The sequence below is a fragment of the Salipiger bermudensis genome (assembly GCF_020171625.1).
Taxonomy (GTDB): Bacteria; Pseudomonadota; Alphaproteobacteria; order Rhodobacterales; family Rhodobacteraceae; genus Salipiger; species Salipiger bermudensis_B.
In genome coordinates this window covers 1-20,622 of the sequence record NZ_JAIUZY010000003.1, presented here as the reverse complement: position 1 = coordinate 20,622, position 20,622 = coordinate 1, and the positions used below count along the sequence as shown (strand labels likewise).

Genomic DNA, 20,622 nt, shown 5'->3' with positions numbered 1-20,622 from the left:
ACCAGTGGGGGGCGCGAGAGCGGCCTCTTTTGTTGCGAGTGGCCGGGACCTGTTGGTCCCGGCCGGTCCGCCCAGGCCCCGCTGGAGTGGCGTCAGGATATGGCGTCAGGTTGTCACCACATGGTTGCCCAGCCGAGTGCACTCGGCTTCGGCAATTTTCACCACATGGCTGCCCAGCCGCGCGCGCGCGGCCTCGGGGACGGGGCACAGGCTCACCCGCCTCGTGTCGAAATCGGCCAGATGCGGTGTCGTGGCATCGGCCACCAGTCCCTTCGACGAAAGCGCAAGCGCGCGACTCAGCCGGCCCGCGGCGGCGCTGGTGCCATTGAGAAACCGGGTGCTGCCGCTGAGGGTACCGCAGCCCTGAACGCCTCCGCGCAGAAAACTGCGATCAGCGATGGCCGAGACGGTGGGGCCGGGCACCGACCAAGCCGCCCCTTCTCCGCAGTAATCCGAGGGCGGCAGGCGGTCGTCCTGCGCGTCATCGCGCACGGCTCCGACGTGGAACACCTGCCGCGTGAGCGCCGTGGCGAGCGCGCTGTGCGATCCGGCATATTTGATCGCGCAGTCCGGCCCGAGCTGGGTGTAGTCAAAGAACTCCTGATCCCAGCCATAGCCCTCGGCGCTTTCGAAATAGCTCTGCCGCGCGCCGGCGCGGTATCCCACGAGGCTGTCGTCGCGCTGCACCTGCAGCTCGAGGTCCAGTGCCGCGCATCCGTCGTAGCGAAACGCGAGCTGCCAGGCGCCCGAGGGCACCAGCGGCTCGAGGTCGAGAGACGCGGTGGGCGCGAGCGCCAGAAGGTAGAAGTTGCGCTGCAAGGTCTCGGGGTCGAGCCGGTGCTCGGGTACGTGGTAGATCCGCGCGACCGCCTGATCGCCCTGCGTCAGGTTGCGGATCTCGCCGGGCTTCAGCGCCGAGACTCCGGAGGCAAGCCCCGCCGGCGTGGTCACGCCGATCTCGAGCGCCTCGAGCGGCTGGCCGGGCGCGGCGCGGATCTCGACATAGCTCTCGGTCAGATCGCCGGGCTGCACACGCCACTCGATGCTCTGGGCGGTGTCGCGGCGCGCCTCGGCGGCGGGGAAGGAGAGGCCGGCCACCAGCCGCTTGCGGTAGTCGTTGCCGAAGGACCAGACCACGCGCACCGGCTGGCCCTTGATCTGTTCCCAGAACCGCGCCTCGCGGGCGACCTGATACTCGGCGAAGCGGGTGCCGTCCTTGGGGCCGGCCAGCATCCCCAGCGAGAGGTTGATGATCACCGGTGCGTGCGGGTCCATCGCCTCGGCCCGGCGCAGCACCCAGCGCACCGCGTCGACGAGGTAGCTCTCGAACTTGGTGCCAGACGTGTCGGCGATGGCCTGCGGTGGCAGTTGCACCCCCAGCAGCGGCCAGCCCCGCGCCGGATCGTCGCTGTCGTCGGGCTCACTCCCCGCGGCGAGGTCGAGCACGTGGGTGCCGTGGCTGGTGCCGAAATCGGTGGAACGCCGGGCGTCGGCCCGCGCCAGCCGCGCGTTCAGCGCGGTGTACTCGCCGGTCTCGTTGAAGCCCTCGCGGCGGAGCAGGGCGTTGATCTGCCGGCGTTCGAGTATCTCTCCGAGACAGGCGCTGCGGTCCCCCGGACCGGCACGTTCGAGCGCCTGCAGCCAGATCGCCTCGAACCGGGTCCTGAGGACGCTGCCGCGCCCCCTGCGCCGTGCCTTGCAGAAGCGCGCGTTGAGAAATCCGATGCCGTCGTCGATCACCGCCACGATCGGCCGCCCCTTGCCCAAGGACTCGGAGTCCGGCTGCAAGTCCTCGGCGGAGTCGAAATCCACGCTCGACGGGTCGAGCGCCACCGGCGTGCCGTCGTCGAGCACTTCGAACAGGTCGGCGAAGGCGTCGTCGGGCGTGCCGAGGGCGCGATAGACTGGGTATTCGTCTGGCAGGCCGGCATCGGGATCGCGCCGGTGGCAGCGCCGGCGCAGCACCGACAGCTCGAAAGGCTCCATCAGCAGCGGATCGGCCGGGGTCTCGACCAGCCTCCTGAGCCGCTTTCGCTGCTTGCGCGCGGACACGGGATCGTCGGCGCCGACGAGCCGCACGAAGATCGGCTGGTAGACATCGGACCCCACCGGCGGCTGGCGCCGCTGCCGCAGCATCCAGGAGAAATCCACGTAGGGATCTTGAAACGCGGCGGGTTCGGCGGCGTGCCAGCACAGTGTCATGACCGGGTCCTCGCAAAACGCTTTGCAACAATGGGGCAAGCAAAGCCGAGCACCGCTGCCCGGTCAAGCGAGCGGTCCGGAGGGTGGGCGGGAATTGCGCAATATTCACGCGCAGGACCGGCACGCGGGTTTGTAAAAATGAGCGAATTCGCGCAGCGCTCACGCGGAAATCGCGCTGCACTCACGCTGCATTCACGCACGCTGAGCAGATTGTCCCTACGTCACGTCATCCAAGGCAGCCCGCCCAGAGGCCGCCAGCGACAGGGGAAATCACCATGAGCTTCGGGCTTGAGACACACCAGAACGGACTGCGGGTCATCGATGGTGGCCGCCGCCCCGACACGCCAGCCGGATTTCATCTCCAGCTTCCCGCGGCCCCCCGCATGGGGCCGGCCGAGCTTGCCGCCGAACTGGCTGAGCTTTACGCTCTGGCGCTGGTCCGGGACCTGCCGTTCGAGCTGCTGCAGGACCCGCATTGCGAGATCTGGATCGACGCGAGCACCCATTTCACCCTTCACGAACTGCTCTGCGAGCTGCGCTCGCTGAGCTGGTTCAACGATCAGGCCCTTCCCTTTCCCGGGCCTTTCGAGACGGTTCTCTGCTCCCGGACCGTCTGCGGGGATGCTGACCAGCGCCGTGGCCTGCGGCTGAACGGCGATGGTCAGCTGACCCTGCGCAGCCTGTTTCGTGGCGTGGTCGCGCATCGCGGCCCGCAGATCCGCCTCTCGACCCTGCATGTCACCGATCGCCCCAGTTGCGCCGAGACCGAGCCGAGCACCCCGCCCGAGGCCGATGCGCCGATGTCGCAGTGGCTCGGCTGGATAGAGCGCTGCTCCGGTGCCTCGCTGGTGCAGCGCGGACAGGCCGGGCAGGGGCAGGAGGCGATCACCACCCCGCGCGCTCTGGTGGCGCGCCTGAACGCCAGCCATCCGGGCCGCATCTACTTCAACGCGGCGCTGCGTCTTCTGGGGCGCCGGGCGCCGCTCGACCCCGGGCTTGAGGCCGCACTGCCGGGCGCGGTGTCGGCCCAGAGCCTGCTGTCGATGATGGCCGAGTGTGCCGAGCGCGCCTACACGGCGGCGATGCGGATGCAGGGCCGGGCCGACCGGCTCAGCCGACCGGCGGTGACCGCCGCGCGGATCACCGCGCTGCTCGCCCGGGAGGATCAGCTCGGCGACTCGACAAGCGAGCTCGCCGCCTGTGCCGCGGAACTCGCCGGGAAGACGCCGCACCTGCTGCACTGGGTCGACCGGATGAACCGCGCGCAGCGCGGCCCCCGTGGTGAAGGACCCGACCTGCACCTGCCGTCGCTGCACGAGGACCGGCCCTCGCACCGTGCCGATCACGTGGCCAAGGCGGTTGTGGCGGGCGCGCTTTCGACGCTGCTGAAAGCGGTGTTCGACAGCCGCCGCCATGCCCGCCTTCGCATGGTGGGCAGTCAGGGCGCCGGCATCGATATCGGCGCCGAGGCCGATCGGCTGGCCGCGGACGTGGCGCTGGCGCGGTCGGTGAGCGGAACCTTCTTCCAGGCGGAGAACTATCGCGATCTGCGGCTCGGCGAGGCCATCGCCTGCCACGTGCTGCGCCGCCGGCTCGAGGCACAGGGCCAGAGCCTGTCGCTTGGCTTCAGCAATTTCGATGGCCAGCTGGTCGACCTCGCGGTGCACCCGCGCGGCGCCGGCGGCCACGCCACCTTGCGCATCGATGGCCGGCTGGCCCCCTGGCCGATGGAGGCGGGCCGGGGCGGCAGCCATCTGGCGGTGGTTTGAGGGTTAGGCCGGGTTTGTCCGAGCCCGGCGCGCGGGCCGCGCAGATCGGGGCCTGACGCGCCGATCCCATGAAGATATCGCCACTCCAAGGGCCCGGCGTATGCCCAGGAGGCCGCGACTTACTGCGACCGCCGCGCCGTCCGTCCCGCACGCGCAACGCCCCGGCGGGGATCAGCGGCAGATGCCCTCCGGCTGGATGCCGCGCCACGGCACCAGCACCTCGGGATCGTCCAGCACCGCCTCGAGCCCCGCGATCGGCATCTCGGCCGAGATCATCTCGCGCAGCCGCGCGGTGCGCGGCGCTTCGGGGTCGAGCACATGGCAGCAGACATATTCCTCGACGATGGCGCCCTGCTGCTCGTAGCCGTGATCGAGGAACCGGGCGCTGTTTTCGGGATCGAAGAGATAGGGATCTTCCGACACCCGGTGCTCGCGCGCCGCCTTGAGCGGCGAATAGCCGGTTCGGGCGCGGTTCTCCCACTGCCAGACATGGGTGGCCTCATGCGCCAGCAGCATCGCATCGGCAAGGTCGATGCGCTCCGGGTAGTCCGGCACGAAATCGTCGCGGTAGAGATCCTCGCGGTAGAACACGTGCCGGAACAGCGTCATGGCGCCGGGCGAGACGGTCACGGTTTCCCCGCGCGAGGGCGGCCAGATGCGCTCCATGCAGGTCAGGCGCGGGCGGATCGGGCGCTGGTAGGTGATCTTTCCGGCCCAGAGCCCGTCGTGAAAGCGGATGCGGTCGCCATCGAATCCCGGCCCCTGCATCGCGGTCAGAAACGAGACCTCGTTCTCGGTCAGGGGTCTGCCGCAGGCGGTGAGGAGCAGGCAAAGGGACAGGGCCAGAATACGCATGGCGCGATAGGGTCAGAGTGTCGGGCCGGGCGCAAGCGCCGTCTTGCGCGGCTTCACTCTGCGGCGGCGTGGCGCTTGCCGACCATGCCGGAGGACGAGATCTCGAGGATCAGCTTGCGCTTCACCGCCTCGGCAAAGCTGTCGCGGGTCTCGGCGGTGACCACGAAGGCGCCCAGCCCGCCGATGATGCGCTGCTCGTAGATCGCCTCGAGCCCGCCCTGCGCGCGGCCGGGGTCGTCGGGTCGCAGAATCGGCAGCGCGTTGATGGTGATGCCCTTCGCCAGCACCTCGTCGCGGGCGGCTTCGATCGGCGGGCCGGACCAGTTGCCGGCGCTGTCGCCCGAGAAGTCGATCACCTTGCGCCAGCCGTCGATGTCGTTGGCCTCGATCTGCCAGGCGGCCTCGAGCAGCGCCGCGCCGATGGCGTTGCGTCCGAAGGCCATGCGGGGCGCGCTCAGGAGTTGGTCGGCGAAGGCCTGCGCATCCTCGGCACCGCCGATGCGCATCCATTTCACCACCTGCCCCTGATGCGCGGCCCATTCGATGTAGCTCACGGCGATCTCGCCATAGGCGGTGTTGGCGATGGCGGACAGCACCTCCGGATCGGTCATCGCCTGCGCGTAGCCCTCGCGCTGGAACATCAGCTCGTCGGGCGAGATCGAGCCCGAACTGTCGGCCAGCAGCACCAGCTCGAGATCGGTGTCCTGAGCCAGCGCGGGGCCGGCGGGCAGCGAGAGGGCGAGGACAAGGGCAGGGGCAAGGCGGCGCATGGGCGGGGCTCCATCGAGGCGATGGGGCAAAGCTAGCCGCGGGCGGTGCCTTTCGCGAAGCGCCGCGTGGGGCGCCTGACGCAGATGTGAGCGATCCGGGCGGTGGGTGCCGCGAGGTTCACCATCCCCCCGCGTCGCGCTGCCAGTCCCGCACTGCGGCCAGCGTCGCGTCGTAGACCGCGCGGCCAAGCGCGTGGCCGACGGTGGTGTGCTTGCCGGCAAAGGCGGCGCTGCCCTTGGGCGCGGCCACGGCAATGCAGTCGGTGCCGGTGCCGGTGGCGGGGCCGGTGGGCAGCCTCGCGTCGGCATCGAGCACGGCGGCGGTGCGCGCCTCGGCCACGAGGCTCAGCGCCTCGATCAGGGCGCTCAGGCCGAGCGGGCAGGACAGGCGCAGCGCGATGTTGATGGTGCCCCATTGCTTCGGCGGCTGCATCCATGTCTGCGGCAGGCGGGTGCCGATGCGCTCGGCGTTCGACAGCCCCGCGGTGACCACTGCGGTTGCGGTGACGCCGTCCTCGGTCGCCTTGGCGCTGCGGTGGGCGTCGAGCCGGCGCGAAGTCAGGAAGCAGACGGCGTCGGAGGCCTCTCGCTTTTCGAGCTGCGCGCCGAGCCATGCGATGGCATCGAGATCTTCCGTCAGGTCGGCATTGCGCACCTCGCGCCAGAGGATGCGGCTGGCCTCGACCAGCCCGGGATTGTGGGGCGCGAAGCTGAGGATCTGCATGGGCTGGCCGAGATCAAAGGTCAGCCAGGGCGGGGAGAGGGTGAGCATGGGCGGGCCGCTTGGTTTCGGGGCCTTGAACCGCGTCGCGCGCCGGGGCGCAAGCCTCGATCCGCGCACCGCGCGGAAGCGAGGCGGAGGCGCCACGCCATCGCGTGCGCGCTTGTGGTACGTGGGTCAGGTCCGTGCCGGGCCTTTTGCCCACGCTCACCACTGCGGCGCGGAATCAAGGCCCCAGGCCACCGCGCATCGCCGGCCCGGGGGGTGGTCCGGCGATGCGCGGTGGCGCTCAGGCTGGTTAAGAATACTAGGTCGTGAGCAAATTGCTGTCCGGGGGACAATCCGATTTAAGAGCCACCCCAGTCAAATATCTTGAGAGCAGATCGAAGTGTGGAGAAATTTTCGTCCACTCGAACACTTCTCCGTAGTCCGGACCATCTTTTCGGTCCGCGTAATCTTGATGCATGCAGCGATGTCGAAGGTCCTTGAGGGCCGCTATCTCTTTCGTGGCCTTGCAACTGGTTTCAAACTTGAATCCTTTCGCAAACTTATCTCCACGGTCCTTTTTGAGTATCTCTTCTGTTCGCATATCAGAAGCCGTCAGGCTGCAGAAATACGAGAGCATAGTGAGCCCTTCCAAGACGCTATAGATGGCGAGAGCACTGTCTATTGCGATGGAGGGTAGAATTGCTCCGCTGAGTGTTTCGGGGCAGCCACCGTTGATGCGCTCTTCATTTAAGCGCAATAGGCCAAACTTCACCTCCAGCCCAGCCAGTCGGAATGCTGCGTTAGAAGTGGTTTTCCTATAGTCTATTTGGTCGAATACGAACTCATCTTCGAAGCGTTTGTTCAGAAACTCGAACCAGGTCCTTTTCGTGTTTCCTTGGAAAAAGTCGTAACCAGGAATTTCTGGATCTGCGACGAGCCTAAATCTGTTGGGTATGCCAGCCACTCAGCGACACCTCCTCACACATCCAGCTCTTCCACGAACCGGGCGTTCTCCTGGATGTACTGGAACCGAAGCTCCGGCTTCTTGCCCATCAGGCGCTCGACCAGATCGCCGGTCTCGCCGGGTTCGTCCTCGTCGATGGTCACCCGGATCAGCTTGCGGGTGGCCGGGTCCATCGTGGTCTCCTTGAGGTCCTTGGCGTCCATCTCGCCCAGACCCTTGAAGCGCTGCACGTCGATCTTGCCCTTTCCGCCAAGGCCCTTCTTCAGCATCTCCTCCTTCTCGGCGTCGTCGGCGACATAGATCCGGCGGGCGCCCTGGGTCAGGCGGTAGAGCGGCGGGCAGGCCATGTAGAGGTGGCCGCCATCGATCAGCGGGCGCATCTGCGTGTAGAAGAAGGTCATCAGCAGCGCCGCGATATGGGCGCCGTCGACATCCGCGTCGGTCATGATAATAACCTTCTCGTAGCGCAGATCGTCGAGGTTGAACTTGGTGCCGAGCCCCACGCCGAGCGCCTCGCAGAGATCGCGGATCTCGGCGTTCGAGGTGAGCTTGTTCGACGCCGCGCCCAGCACGTTGAGGATCTTGCCCTTGAGCGGCAGCAGCGCCTGGCTCTCGCGGAAGCGCGCGCCCTTGGCCGAGCCGCCGGCCGAGTCGCCCTCGACGATGAACAGCTCGGTGCCCTCGCGGTTCTTGTTGGTGCAGTCGGTGAGCTTGCCCGGCAGGCGCAGCTTCTTGGTGGCCGACTTGCGCGCGGTTTCCTTCTCCTGGCGGCGGCGCAGACGCTCTTCGGCGCGCAGGACGAGGAAATCGAGGATGGCGCCGGCGGACTTGGTGTCGGCGGCGAGCCAGTTGTCGAAATGGTCGCGCACCGCGCCCTCGACAAGCCGCTGCGCCTCGGTGGTGGCGAGACGGTCCTTGGTCTGGCCGACGAATTCCGGCTCGCGGATGAAGCACGACACCAGCGCGCAGCCGCCGGTGATCAGGTCGTCGCGGGTGATCTGGCTGGCCTTGCGGTTGTTCACCAGCTCGCCATAGGCGCGGATGCCCTTGAGGATCGCGGCCCAGAACCCGGCCTCGTGGGTGCCGCCCTCTGGGGTGGGGACGGTGTTACAGTAGGACTGGATGAAGCCGTCGCGCGAGGGTGTCCAGCTGATCGCCCATTCGACCTTGCCCGGCGTGTTGAACTTCTCCTTGAAGTCGACGGTGCCGGCGAAGGGTTTCTCGGAATAGGTCGAGGCGCTGCCCAGCGTCTCGGTCAGGTAATCCGACAGGCCGCCAGGGAAGTGGAACGTGGCCTCGAGCGGGGTCTCGTTGTCGTCGATGGCGGATTTCCAGCGGATCTCGACGCCCGAGAACAGGTAGGCCTTGGAGCGCACCATCTTGAACAGCCGCGCCGGCTTGAACCGGTGCGAGCCGAAGATCTGCTCGTCGGCGTGGAAGGTCACGGTGGTGCCGCGGCGGTTGGGCGCCGCGCCGACCTTCTCGACCCCGCCCTGCGGGATGCCGCGCGAGAAGCGCTGCTCGTAGAGCTCCTTGTTGCGGGCCACCTGCACGACCATCGAATCCGACAGCGCGTTGACCACCGAGGCGCCGACGCCGTGAAGGCCGCCCGAGGTCTCGTAGGCCTTGCCCGAGAACTTGCCGCCGGCGTGCAGCGTGCACAGGATCACCTCGAGCGCCGACTTGCCGGGGAACTTGGGGTGCGGATCGATCGGGATGCCGCGGCCGTTGTCGCGGATGGTGACGGCGTAATCGCCATGCAGCTCGACCTCGATGCGGTTGGCGTGGCCGGCGACGGCCTCATCCATCGAGTTGTCGAGGACTTCTGCCACGAGGTGGTGCAGCGCCCGCTCGTCGGTGCCGCCGATATACATGCCGGGCCGCTTTCGGACCGGTTCGAGCCCCTCGAGAACCTCGATGGAGGAGGCGTCGTAGTCGGGGGTATCGGTTGCGGCGAGAAGATCGTCGGCCATGGTGCGCTGCTCGTTCTGATCGTTGATTGGCGGCGAGTATGGCAGAGCGGGACAGCCGCGAAAAGGCCCCGCGCGGCGACGGACCCCACGATCATGGGGGAAAGCCTGTGGATTATGCCGGATCTTGTGGCGGAAGCTGCGCCCAGTGCTCGCCCATCGCCACGATGCAGGACGTGCCCGAGGCGTAGGCGATGACCATGGTCCAGCCACCGTCGGCGTCGGTCCAGACCTCGACCAGCTCTTCAGGATTGCGCAGGCCGGTGGAGGAAAGCGTGGCACCAAAGCGCGTTGCGAGGCGCTCGGTCATCTGGGCGCCGGGTTCGCACAGCACCTCGGCGATCGGCGAGGCCGCAAGCGCAGGCGCCGGGAGCAGTAGGGGAATCAGGCAAAGGCTCCGCATAGCCGGAAGTGTAACACGCGTATGACGGTGCGGAGCGCGAAAATCCCGCACCCCAAAAAGCAAGCGCCGCGAAATCGCGGCGCGGGCTGGTCAGGGTCTGCGGGAGGGGCGGGGGCCCGGCCTCAGAACGCCTCGGGCCGGGCCTCGCGGGCCATGTGGTCGAGCACGGCGTTGACGAAGCGCGGCTCGCGCCCCTCGGGGAAGAAGGCCGAGGCCACCTCGACATATTCGGAGATCACCACCTTGGGCGGGGTGTCGCTGTCGACGAGCTCGGCACCGGCGGCGCGGAACAGGGCCCGCAGGGTCGGGTCGATCCGGGCGATCGGCCACTTGGCCACCAGCGCGCGGTCGGTCATCTGGTCGATCTTGGCCTGCCAGTTGACCGCCGACGAGGTGATCTTGCCGAACAGCGTCACATCGCCCTCGACCATCTCGACGCCCTCGTCGATCTCGGCGCCGAAGCGGTAGTCGACGAACTCGCGCTGCACCTTCTCGACGGTCACGTCCCCCGCTTCCATCTGGTACAAGGCCTGCACCGCGTAGAGCCGCGAGGCGGATTTCATCCGCCGCTTCTGATTGCCCGAGAGGGCCGGGGGGGTGTCCGGGGTGGTCATGCGCTGTCGTTTCCTCGTGAGGCACCCGCGATCTGGTACTCGTCGCGGGAGGGGACGAATCCCACCCCCTTGCGGGCGCCGCCCCACCTACGGGCCAGCGCGATCAGATGCAAGGCCGCCGCGGCCGCGCCGCCGCCCTTGTTCTGGCCCTCGGCCTCGGCCCGCACCCGGGCCTGTTCGTAATTCTCGACCGTGAGGATTCCGTTGCCGATGCACAGGCCCTGAAGCCCCAGCAGCGTCAGCCCGCGCGAGCTGTCGTTGCAGACCGTATCATAATGCGTGGTCTCGCCGCGGATCACGCAGCCGAGCCCGACATAGCCGTCGAAGTTCGACATGCGCTCGGCGATGCCGATGGCCGAGGGCACCTCGAGCGCGCCGGGCACTTCGATCATCTCGTGAAACCCGCCGACCGCCTCGATCTCGGCGATCGCGCCGGCGACCAGCTGCTCGGCGATCTGCTTGTAGTAGGGCGCCACCACGATGAGGATGTTGACCGGGGTGTCGAATTCCGGGCGGGGCAGGGTGTAATGCTCTTCGTTCGAGGCCATCAGCCGTCTCCGATCTTGCGGGTGCCGACGATCTCGAGCCCGTAGGCGTCGAGCCCAACGACCTTGGGGGTCGGCGAATTGGTCAGCAGCACCAGCTTCGACAGGCCAAGCGAGGACAGGATCTGCGCGCCGAGACCGTACTGGCGCAGGGTTTTGGGCGAGCTGCCCTCCTCGGGGTCGAGCTTCATCGCGGTGTCGCGCAGCAGCACGACCACGCCGCGGCCTTCCGCGGCCACCGTGGTCATCGCATCGCGGAACTCGTCGGCGCGGCCGGCATGGCCGGTTCCGGCGATGTCGAGCATCGGATCGAGCGCGTGCATCCGCACCAGCACCGGCGCGTCGTCGGACAGATCGCCTTTCGACAGCACGATATGCTCGTCGCCATGGGTGGTGTCGGAATAGATCCGCATGTCCCACTCGCCGCCGAACTCGGAGTTGACGGTCTGCGAACGCTCCACGCGCACGAGGTTGTCGTGGCGGCGGCGGTAGGCGATCAGATCCGAGATCGTGCCGATCCTGAGCCCGTGCTTCTGGGCGAACGCCACCAGCTCGGGCAGGCGCGACATCGAGCCGTCCTCGTTCATGATCTCGCAGATCACCCCGGCGGAGTTGAGCCCGGCGAGGCGCGACACGTCGACCGCGGCCTCGGTATGGCCGGCGCGCACCAGCACGCCGCCCGCCTTGGCGCGCAGCGGGAAGACGTGGCCCGGCGTGGCGATGTCGGCTGCGCCCTTGGAGGCGTCGATCGCCACCGCGATGGTGCGGGCGCGATCGGCGGCGGAGATGCCGGTGGTGACGCCCTCGCGGGCCTCGATCGACACCGTGAAGGCGGTCTCGTGCCGGGAGGAATTGTTGGTCGACATCATCTCGAGCCCGAGCTGCTCGCAGCGTTCGGCGGACATCGACAGGCAGATCAGGCCGCGACCGTGGGTGGCCATGAAGTTGATCGCGTCGGGCGTCGCCCATTGCGCCGGGATCACCAGATCGCCCTCGTTCTCGCGATCCTCGTGGTCGACGAGGATGAACATGCGCCCGTTGCGCGCATCCTCGATGATCTCCTCGATCGAAGAGATTGCATCCTTCCAGTCCGTTTCGACCGGGCCGGGGCTTTCGAAATCCGCCATCTCGTCACCTTCTGTCTGGTCTTTGCCAGATAAGAGATGCGGGGCAAAATGGCTAGGGCAGTTTTGCGCGGACGCTGTGCGCAGACGGGCAGGGAGGGCAGGGGCGCTGCCCCTCTGCCGCCCGCGGGGCGGCATTCACCCCGAGGTATTTCGGAACCAGAGAAGACGCGGGGGCGGCGCTGGCGGTGAGGGTCCGTCGAAGATGGCTCTTGGCAGGTCGAAGAGGCGGTTGGCGGCCTTGGGTCCGGCACTTTTCTTGCGGTGCTTTTTCCGGGCCTTGCGCAGTGCCTTGGCCTATCTTCCGGAGCACGTTGGGCTGGATGCGCCGGGCCGGTAGCGCGGGTGGTCGGGGTCAGTCGAAGATGTCCTCGAGCAGGTCGAAGAGGCCCTTGGCGGCTTTCCGTCCGACGCTCTTCTTGCGGCGCTTTTTCTGGGTCTTGCGAAGCGCCTTGGCGCGGGCCTTCGCTTCCTTCTCGGAGCTCACAGAGCCGGAGGTCCCGGGGCGGTGGCGCGGGGCGTCGCGGTCGACGGCGGCGGTGCGCAGCTGCTTGAGCTCGTGCAGCGGCGCGCCGCAGGCGCTGCAGGCCAGCTCGTGCCGGCCGCGGTCGAGGACCAGCGCGGCGCGGGTGCCGCAATAGCAGCAGGTGGCGATCTTGGTGTTTGGCATCGGCTCGATATGGGCGCGGCAGGCGCGCCCGGCAAGGTCAGGGCCGGGCGGCGTAGAGGGCGACGGCGGCGGCGTTGGAGACGTTGAGCGAGCCGAAGCCGCCGGCAAAGTCGATGCGCACCAGCTGGTCGACCGTGGTCTTGGTCTTTTCGCGCAGCCCCGGACCCTCGGCGCCGAGCACCAGCGCCACGGGGCGGTCGCGCAGCCCGTCGAGCGCCTGTTCGATGGTGTGCTCTGCCTCGCCGTCGAGCCCCAGCACCAGATAGCCCATCGTCTGCAGCGCGCGGATGGTGTCGGCGAGGTTGCGCTCGCGCAGGTAGGGCTGCCGCTCGAGCGCGCCCGAGGCGGTCTTGGCCAGCGCGCCGGTTTCGGGGGCGGAGTGGTGCTGCACGCCGATAACCGCCTGCGCGCCGAACACCTCGGCCGAGCGCAGGATGGCGCCCACGTTGTGCGGGTCGCTGACCCGGTCGAGCAGCACCAGACGCGCCGGGCGGTCGTCGTCGCGCAACGCCACGTCGTCGAGCCGGCCCCAGTCGAGCGGTTTCACCTCGAGCGCCGCGCCCTGGTGCACCGACTGCGGATCGAGCGGCGCGCCGAACTTGCGCGGGTCGTGGATCTCGGGGGTGATCCCGGCCTCGGCCACCGCGTCGGCGAGCTTGGCCTCGGCGTTGGGGGTGAGGATCAGGCGCAGCTTCTCGCGGCGCGGATTGACCAGCGCATCGCGCACCGCGTGCAGGCCGAAGAGCCATACCGTCTCGGCGGACCGGGCCTTTTTCGCCTGTTCCTTCTCGACCACCCATTTCGGTTTCTTGACCATCTCGCGCCTCTCTTCCTGCAGTGCTGTTCCCTTGCCTTTCCCTTGTCTTCGCCGCAAGGGATTTTCCTGTTGACGCCGGTTTGCGCCTTTTGTAGTCAGCGCCACACGCCGGCAGCGCCGGCAAGAAAGTGGGCGACAGGCCGCAAGGTGTGGCAGGGGACTGTAACTCCCTCGCGGAGACGCACGCTAGGTTCGATTCCTAGGTCGCCCACCACTTTCCCTTAAAGTTCAGTAGAATCAACGGGTCGGCGTCCCGCTGGATCGCTTTGCTTCGGCATGATGTGTCAACGGCTTACGGGTCGGGTGTCCCGCTGCCTGGGCATTCCTCGGCTTCTGGTCGCCACGGCGCCTTGCCCCGGCGGACGTCGGACCATGCGAAGGGCGTCGAGGGTGTCGGCGAGCGCGATGCGGAGACGGTTTTCGCCATCGCCATCGCCATCCGCTTCTGGCGACAGTGCCACGCGCCGCGGAGGCGATGCCCCTCCGGCCAACGCTCTCGACCCCTCCCGCGCCGTGCCGGTTTGCCGGGCGGGAGGATGCGGCGCGCGGGGCAATTTCGCTGCTGGGCCGGGCCTGAAGACTGCCACCGTTCAGCCCCCCCGGGGGCTCCGATGGCGTGGTCCTGCCTTGTTGGGGCGGGGGCAGGGGCCTATGGTCGTGCGAATCCATGTCAGCCGACGATCCCCTTCCCGAAAGTTGAAGACCTCAGAATGAGCCTGCGCGACCATCCGACCCTGCACCCCGCGAATCTCAAGCGTACAATCGCGGCGAGGGTTCCGCAGAAGGCGATGCGGGACCTGTGGACCCGTCTGCGCTTCGGTCCGGGCGCCCCGCGCAGCGACGAGTTGATATTCGTCGCGCCAGCCGATGTGCGGTATGTCTACGTGATTGACGGGACTGCAGGTGCGCCGCGTTTCAAACGCCGGGACAGCGGCCTTGTCCGCGGCGGCGACTGGGATCTGTCGCGCGCGCCGCTTCCCGAAACCCGGGCGATGCGCGTGGTGCGGGAGCATTTCGTGGAAGGCAAAACTTGGGCCGAAACCGGGATCGTGGACTACCATCTCGAGATCATCGCGAAGAAGGGCATCTCGGAGGGGTTGCGCTCGACGCAGGATATCATGGCCCGCTACGAGACCTTCGACCGGGTCTTCGAAGAGGCCCAGCGGACCGGCAGGCTGCGCACCCGGCGCGAGCTTCCCGGGTATTTCCGGCGCGAACATGACGGCATCTACTTCCATATCGCCCGCGACGGAGAACCGCTCCGGGGCGGCGGGGGGCGGCATCGGTTCGCGATGGCCACGATCCTCGGGCTGGCCGACGTGCCGGCGCAGCTGGGGGTCATCCACCCCGACGCGGTGCGCGCCGGGCATCTGGAGCGTCTGCGCAAGCGTAGGTGAGTCGGCGCGGTCGCCTTCTGCGATCTCACTGACTGAAGGCTCGTTTAACGCCACAGGCTGTGATGCGGGATGGTCTCCTCTGCGCGCCCGGAGAGGGCGAGCCTCACCGCCAAGCACAATCGCCCCACGCGGCAGCGGCGCGCCCGCCAGCCCACCCGACAAAAGCAAACGGCCCGCCTCGCAGGGAGACGGGCCGTCGTGCTGTTCCGGGTCCGGGCGCGGTCAGCGCAGCGGGATGCTGACCTTGAAGTGTACCGTCTCGATGCCCGGGTTCTCGTCGTAGATCCCGGCATTGGAGCGGTGGTCGTAGCCCACGGCGTAGCGCCAGCCGCTGCGGTTCTCGTAGCCCAGCTCGATGCCCGAGCGGAACTCGATCGGGCCGCCGAGGTCGAACTTGTCGCCCGCGGCGTAGAGGCCGGGCATGGCGTGCAGCTCGGTGTAGAACGGGCTCTTTCCGAAGGTGGTGCCCCAGGTCCAGCCATAGCCGACCCACGAGCCGCTTTCTTCGCCCAGCGACAGGCCCACGGCCTGGCCGAACGGGCCGATGGTGCGGGCGAAATCGTATCGCATCTGCACCTCGAAGCCTTCGTCGGCGCGCCGCTCGATCACGTTGCCCGCCGAGAACGACAGCCGCGACTCCTGCTCGCCGGGCCCGAGGCAACCGGTCGGCGTGCCGCAATAGTTCGTTCCCATATCCGTCAGACCTGCTATCAAAAGCAGCACTGCGAAGGTGCCATCTGCCATCTTGACCTCCAACTGTCGTTGCGGCCCTGCATGGCGCAGATCGGTCGCCAAGTCCAGCGCCTGCGGGTGGCGGCGCCGGACCGTTGGATCCGGGTGACAGGCGGCTAGCGGGCGTCGTCCACGAAGTCGAGATAGACGCCGTTGGTCCAGCCGAACCCGTCCTGCAGCTGGTATTCGCCGCCGCCGCTGCGGATGTGCGGGTCGATCACGTTGTATTTCTCAACGAATTTTCCGGTCTCGCGGAACACCGTGTCGCAGGTGGCAAGCCAGCGGGTGCGCAGCGTCTCGGCCAGCGCATCGAAGCCGTAGCGGCGCAGGCCCTGCACCGCGATCCATTGCAGCGGCGCCCAGCCATTGGGGCTGTCCCATTGCTGGCCGCTTTCGATGTCGGTGGTCAGGAGCCCGCCCTCGCGCAGCAGGTGGCGTTCGGCCCAGTCCGCCGCGCGGGCGGCCTGTTCGGGCGTCGCGGCACCGGCCCAGAGCGGGAAGAGCCCCGCCGCGCTGGTAATCGGCAGACGTGTGCCATCCTCGATCGACAGATCGAAGAAATAGCCGCGTTCGGGGTCGAAGAACCGCTCCGAGATCGCCGCACGCCGGCTCTCGGCCGCGGCGGCGTATTGCGCCGAGCGCTCCGGAGCGGAGGAGGCGGTGGCCTTGGCCAGCAGCTCTTCCATGCGCAGAAGCAGGCAATTGAGATCGACCGGCCAGATCCGCGTCGTGCGGATGGTGCCGAGATCCGTCGGATCGCTCAGCCAGCGCGAGGAGAAATCCCAGCCGCTTTCGCAGGCGGCGCGCAGGTCGCGGAAGAACTCCGGGTGGTCCTGCGCATGGTCCTGCCAGTGAAGATCGGTGGCATACATCTCGATGCGCGGGCCGTCGCCCGAATCCCAGTGGCGCGCCAGACCCTCGTGGTTGCGCGGGGTGGCCATGAAGAAGTGGTACTCGGCTTCCATCGCCGGCAGGTAGCGCGCGAAACTGCCCTCAAGATCCCCGATGGCGCGGCCGTAATCGGCCACCATCGAAGAGAAGAATGGCGGCTGCGACCGGGTCAGGAAATACGACCGGAAGCCGTTCGGGACGAAGCCGATCAGCTTGATGGCGTGGTCGAAATTGTCGAGCATGTCGCGCACCTGCGCGGTCCGTCCGCTGCGCAGCAGCCCGAGCTGGGTGAAGTAGCTGTCCCAGTAATAGGCCTCGTGAAAGCGCCCGCCCGCGACTACGTAGGAATTGGGCAGGGGGAACCGGCTCGAGCGCTCGTCGCCGTTGTCGGCGGGGTGGCTGAGATGCGGCCAGATCGCCTCGAGATGCTGCAGCGCGTCGTGGTCCGGATCGGTCTGGTAGGTGTCACCGGGCGATCGCGCCGGGGCGAACCAGTGATCGTAGAACGCCTGCAGATCGACAGGACCTTCCGCGCGCGCTGCGTCATATGCGGCGCAGATCTCTTCCGCGGGCGCCCGCAGGATCGAATCCGAGATTGCCTTCACGTCGACCCACAGGCCCGAGCAATGCAGGTCGACGAACAGATCCTTCAGGCTCTGGTCGAGATATTCCATGCTGGGCCTTCCCCGGTCGCTTGGTTTTGCGCCTTAGTGGCCTGCAGGCCGGGAAAGGACAATGGGCCGCAGCCGGGTTCGCGATCAGAGCGCGCCTTCGTCGCCCATAAACATCACCGAGGGATTCGACCCGTCATTCGAGACCAGGCAGCGCCACGGCGCAGCGTTGGCGCCGACGCGCAGGTAGACCGCGGTTGCGGCTTCGGAGAACTCGGAGCCCACCGCGGTCACGCCGCCCTCGGTCATCGATTCGAGTTCGGCCCGGCAGGCGCTGATCGCCGCGTTGCTGACCGAGCCGTCAAAGGTCGTGATGAAGGGCTGGCCCGCCGGCGAGGCCGCCATCGGGGCGCTGTCCATGCTGCCGCTGTCCTCGACGCATCCCGCGAGAAGCGCGAGGGCTGTCAGCGCCCCAGTCAGGCCGAATGTCCTGGTCATGTTTCTGGTTCTCCGTTTGTGGTTCGGTGTGGGTCGTCCGGCAGTGCGTTCAGTTTGCCAGCAGAGCAGCATCGAAGCCGCCATTGCGCCACTTGGTCAGTGCGGCGGTGAAGTTCGGGCCCGGCAGTCCGTCGATGGGGCTGGCGTAAAAGCCTGCCTGCGACAGCCGCGCCTGCACCGCCGAGAGGGTCTCGCGCGTCCAGCCGGCGCTGTTGCGGGTGAGCTGGGTCAGCACCGTGCCGTCATCCTCGGCCACGCCGCGCAGCAGAGCATCGGCGGCGGCGTTCGGGTCACGTGCCACGCCGCGCCCCTCGTCGAGCAGAATGGCGGCGGCGAAATAGCCCTGTGCCTCGCCGTCGCGGGCGGCGCGGCGGAAGTAGTCGAGCGCCTCGGCCGGATCGCCAAGCGCGCCGTCCTGCGCCAGCACCCCGAGGTTGAAGGCGGCCTTGGGCGCGCCCTCTGCCGCGGCGCGTTTCAAAAGCGCGATGGCGCGGTCGCTGTCCTGTGTCAGCAGCTTGCCTTCGAACAGCGTGATCGCGAGGTTGATCATCGCGTCCTGGCTGCCGCCCTCGGCGGCGCGTTCGTAAAGCCGCATGGCGCCGGGGATGTCCTGCGCCATTCCGGTGCCGTTCTCCTTGAGCTGCGCAAGGCTCACCATGGCACGCAGGTCGCCGCGCTCGGCGGCGCTGAGATAAAGGTCGATCGCACGCGTCATATCGCCCGACGCGGCGGTCGCACGGGCCAGCAGCGCCACGTAATGGCTCAGCTCGGGCGACTGGATCGCCGCCGCCGAGCAGGCCCGGATCGCCGCCGCCGCGTTCTGTTGCAGCCGGGCGAAGGGGACGCCGGGATTGCCCGCCGTGGCGTCGCGCGGGTGGGTGGCGAGGCGCTCGCAGAGGGCGCCGTCCGAGGCGCTCTCGAGCGGCGGCAGCAACGCGATCAGCCGCTGCGCCTCGGCGTGATGGGCGCCCTCGGGGTAGCGCTCGAGATAGACCTCGAGAAGCGGACGCAGGCGGCTGCGCCGGGCCAGCGCCCAGAACTTCTCTTCCTGTTCGCCGGACGCATCGGCCAGCCCCAGCGCGCGGGTGCTGAGCCCGGTATCGAGAAAGGCCAGCGCCTCCTCGGCATGGGCGCCCTGCGGGTAGGTCTCGAGATAGAGCCGCAAGAGGTCGGGGTCCCTCTCCCCCGTGGCAACCTGATAGAACAGCGCCTCCTCGGACACCGTCACCGGACTGTCGTCGAACATGAACTGGCGCGTCAGCGACGAGTTCTCCCACGGGATCTGCCGCCCGCCGGTCGCCGCCAGCACATCGCGCCGCACCGAGATCATCAGCTCCGAGATGTCCTGCCCGGGGGTGTAGAGATGGTGCAGCATCGCCTCGGTGAAGAAGCTGTTCCGCCCGGTGCCGTCATAGGCCACGTTGTCGGGCTGGGTGGCATAGGCGAAGAGGAAATTCGCGTCCGTGCCCACCCGCGCCAGCCCGTTTTCGACCCCCGGTGCATCCCCGAGCGCCTGCCCGAACGGGTTGTCGCGGCAGGCGTCGAGGAAGATCAGCTTCACCCCCGGGGAGGCCTCCATCGCGCGCAGCACCTCCTCGATTGCCACCGTCTCCTCGGGAATGTCCGAGACGGTGCCGAGGGCGGCATCCGTGGGCAGCAGGTAGTTGCGCCCGTCGACCTGAAAGGCGTGGCCGGCGTAGTAGAACAGGACCACATCGGCGCGCGCCGCGGCGGCCGCGAAGCTGCGCGTCGTCTCGCGCATCTCCGCGCGGCTGAGGTTGCGCCCGGTCTGCACCTCGAAGCCCAGCCCCTCGAGCGCCACCGAGATGTCGAGCGCATCGTTCGTGGGGTTCGCGAGCCGGCCCACCGCCTTGTAGTCGGAATTGCCGATCACCAGCGCCACGCGGGTGTCGGCAAGGGCCGGCGCAGCGGCGAGGAACAGCGCCGCGCAGAGCATCGCAAGCTGTCGTCCGTGGCGGGCCATCGCTCAGAGCCCCACCGCCCGCGACAGCTCGATGCCGACGCTTTCCACGGCGGTCGAGATGCGGGTGATCGTTGCGGTCTGCACGCTGGCAAGCTCGGGATCGTCGGCCCGGACAAAGGCGATGGCCTTGCGGATCTCGGTCGCGGCGGTGTCGATCTCGGCACGCGATTCGTTGATCGCGTCGCGCCGGATGGCTTCGCGTTCGGCCTCGGTCGTGGCCCCGGCCAGCCGGCTTTCGGCGCGGGCGCGGGCGCCGTCGATGCCGCGCCGCGCGTCCTGCACGATGCGCGCCACGTCCTGCATCCCCGGCGGCAGGTCGCTGGCGATCTCGTCAAGCTCGTTGGCGAAATCGTTGAGCGCGTCCGACAGGCAGGCGAGATAGCGGCTCACGTCGGCGCTGCTCTGGGCGCAGGCGTCCGCGGCGACCTCGAGCGTGGTGGCGATCGGCTCGACCGCCGCCAGCGTGCGCCGGGCCTCCCCCACGGTGCTCGGCAGTCCCGGCACCGCGAGCGTGGTTCCGTTGGGCTCGGTCGAGAGCGCGAGCTCTATCGTGTCTCTTGGGTTGGGCGTATCGAAGGTGACAGGCAGGGGCGGCAGGGGCACGAACGCCCCGGTCGGGTCTACCGGCTCCGGCCCGGCGCCGGGTTCGACACGCATGGTGCCATCGACGAGGGTGATGTCATAGTTCGACAGACCCGTGCCAACCGGGTCGGAGATCGCGATCCGGTAGGGCCCATCCGCGGCGCTGGCCTCCGCGCCCGCGCCGGCGCTCGTCAGGCTGGCCCTGTCGACTTGGTCGTCGAACAGCAGCCCGGAGGTGGTGAACTCGGTCCCGGCGAAGGAGAAGGCTTCGCCGTAGGTCTTGGCCTGATCGTCGGCAGTGATGGTAAGCGCCGCCGGGTCCACCGTCATCGCGCCGTCGACATAGGCGATGGTGTAGTTGGTCAGGCCGGAGCCGGACGCGTCGCTCGCGGTGATGGCGTAGGGGGATCCCTCAACGGAGGCGGTGCTCGCGGCGCCGAGGCTCGCGAGGTCGACGCTGTCGACGCTGTCGTCGAACAGCAGCCCGGAGGTGGTGAACTCGGTGCCGTCAAAGG

General features: G+C 68.2%; 19 protein-coding genes and 1 tRNA gene. 3 read left to right on the top strand and 17 right to left on the bottom strand.

Features of this window, described 5'->3' with window-relative positions:
• Positions 1–105: 105 nt before the first annotated feature.
• Entirely contained in the window at positions 106–2,202 is a 2,097-nt protein-coding gene (locus tag LCM15_RS03645) for a S8 family serine peptidase (protein ID WP_224853157.1), read from the bottom strand.
• 275 nt (positions 2,203–2,477) lie between these two features.
• Here LCM15_RS03645 and LCM15_RS03640 point away from each other — a divergent pair, with 275 nt between their 5' ends.
• On the top strand, positions 2,478–3,971 hold the full coding sequence (locus LCM15_RS03640) for a bromoperoxidase (RefSeq protein WP_224853155.1): 1,494 nt from the start codon (positions 2,478–2,480) through the stop codon (positions 3,969–3,971).
• A gap of 171 nt (positions 3,972–4,142) precedes the next feature.
• On the opposite strand, the gene LCM15_RS03635 is transcribed toward LCM15_RS03640, so the two are convergent.
• The 11 genes from LCM15_RS03635 to rlmB all read right to left on the bottom strand — a co-directional run bounded on the left by LCM15_RS03635 (position 4,143) and on the right by rlmB (position 13,412).
• Positions 4,143–4,826, bottom strand: a complete 684-nt coding sequence (locus tag LCM15_RS03635) for a hypothetical protein (protein WP_224853153.1) — start codon at positions 4,824–4,826, stop codon at positions 4,143–4,145.
• A gap of 53 nt (positions 4,827–4,879) precedes the next feature.
• Positions 4,880–5,596 (bottom strand): DUF1194 domain-containing protein, encoded by a 717-nt coding sequence (locus LCM15_RS03630; RefSeq protein WP_224853151.1) that lies wholly within the window; start codon positions 5,594–5,596, stop codon positions 4,880–4,882.
• Positions 5,597–5,714: 118 nt separating this feature from the next.
• The gene (locus tag LCM15_RS03625; RefSeq protein ID WP_224853149.1) at positions 5,715–6,368 is read right to left on the bottom strand and encodes an adenosylcobinamide amidohydrolase; all 654 of its coding nucleotides are present in this window, start codon (positions 6,366–6,368) and stop codon (positions 5,715–5,717) included.
• 256 nt (positions 6,369–6,624) lie between these two features.
• Positions 6,625–7,269, bottom strand: a complete 645-nt coding sequence (locus tag LCM15_RS03620; protein ID WP_224853147.1) for a hypothetical protein — start codon at positions 7,267–7,269, stop codon at positions 6,625–6,627.
• Positions 7,270–7,283: 14 nt separating this feature from the next.
• The gene (gene parE, locus LCM15_RS03615; RefSeq protein WP_224853145.1) at positions 7,284–9,242 is read right to left on the bottom strand and encodes a DNA topoisomerase IV subunit B; all 1,959 of its coding nucleotides are present in this window, start codon (positions 9,240–9,242) and stop codon (positions 7,284–7,286) included.
• Positions 9,243–9,354: 112 nt separating this feature from the next.
• Positions 9,355–9,549 (bottom strand): hypothetical protein, encoded by a 195-nt coding sequence (locus tag LCM15_RS03610; protein WP_224853144.1) that lies wholly within the window; start codon positions 9,547–9,549, stop codon positions 9,355–9,357.
• Between the two features lie 215 nt (positions 9,550–9,764).
• The gene (gene nusB, locus LCM15_RS03605; RefSeq protein ID WP_224853142.1) at positions 9,765–10,256 is read right to left on the bottom strand and encodes a transcription antitermination factor NusB; all 492 of its coding nucleotides are present in this window, start codon (positions 10,254–10,256) and stop codon (positions 9,765–9,767) included.
• Positions 10,253–10,804: a 6,7-dimethyl-8-ribityllumazine synthase gene (locus LCM15_RS03600; protein WP_224853140.1), complete on the bottom strand. Its 552-nt coding sequence runs from the start codon at positions 10,802–10,804 to the stop codon at positions 10,253–10,255. Before LCM15_RS03600 ends, nusB begins: the two co-directional genes overlap by 4 nt.
• Positions 10,804–11,928, bottom strand: a complete 1,125-nt coding sequence (ribB, locus tag LCM15_RS03595) for a 3,4-dihydroxy-2-butanone-4-phosphate synthase (RefSeq protein WP_224853137.1) — start codon at positions 11,926–11,928, stop codon at positions 10,804–10,806. Before ribB ends, LCM15_RS03600 begins: the two co-directional genes overlap by 1 nt.
• A 352-nt stretch (positions 11,929–12,280) precedes the next feature.
• Positions 12,281–12,595, bottom strand: a complete 315-nt coding sequence (locus LCM15_RS03590; RefSeq protein ID WP_224853135.1) for a hypothetical protein — start codon at positions 12,593–12,595, stop codon at positions 12,281–12,283.
• Between the two features lie 37 nt (positions 12,596–12,632).
• Positions 12,633–13,412, bottom strand: a complete 780-nt coding sequence (gene rlmB, locus LCM15_RS03585; RefSeq protein WP_224853133.1) for a 23S rRNA (guanosine(2251)-2'-O)-methyltransferase RlmB — start codon at positions 13,410–13,412, stop codon at positions 12,633–12,635.
• A 130-nt stretch (positions 13,413–13,542) separates the two neighbouring features.
• On the opposite strand from rlmB, the gene LCM15_RS03580 reads away from it, so the two are divergent.
• Positions 13,543–13,626, top strand: a tRNA-Tyr gene (locus LCM15_RS03580).
• A 496-nt stretch (positions 13,627–14,122) separates the two neighbouring features.
• A complete protein-coding gene (locus LCM15_RS03575) occupies positions 14,123–14,809 on the top strand; it encodes a hypothetical protein (RefSeq protein WP_224853132.1) in 687 nt (228 codons plus the stop codon).
• 222 nt (positions 14,810–15,031) lie between these two features.
• Here LCM15_RS03575 and LCM15_RS03570 read toward each other — a convergent pair whose 3' ends face one another.
• From LCM15_RS03570 to LCM15_RS03550, 5 genes are all read right to left on the bottom strand, one after another.
• Complete coding sequence (locus LCM15_RS03570) at positions 15,032–15,553, bottom strand: acyloxyacyl hydrolase (RefSeq protein ID WP_224853130.1); 522 nt, start codon at positions 15,551–15,553, stop codon at positions 15,032–15,034.
• 104 nt (positions 15,554–15,657) lie between these two features.
• Entirely contained in the window at positions 15,658–17,106 is a 1,449-nt protein-coding gene (locus tag LCM15_RS03565) for a trehalase family glycosidase (RefSeq protein ID WP_224853128.1), read from the bottom strand.
• Positions 17,107–17,190: 84 nt separating this feature from the next.
• Entirely contained in the window at positions 17,191–17,541 is a 351-nt protein-coding gene (locus LCM15_RS03560; protein WP_224853126.1) for a hypothetical protein, read from the bottom strand.
• A gap of 49 nt (positions 17,542–17,590) precedes the next feature.
• Positions 17,591–19,525 carry a caspase family protein gene (locus LCM15_RS03555; protein ID WP_224853124.1) on the bottom strand — a complete coding sequence of 645 codons (1,935 nt, stop codon included), beginning with the start codon at positions 19,523–19,525 and terminating at the stop codon, positions 17,591–17,593.
• Positions 19,526–19,528: 3 nt separating this feature from the next.
• On the bottom strand, positions 19,529–20,622 hold a 1,094-nt coding region (locus tag LCM15_RS03550), incomplete at its 5' end, for an MBG domain-containing protein (protein ID WP_318246054.1).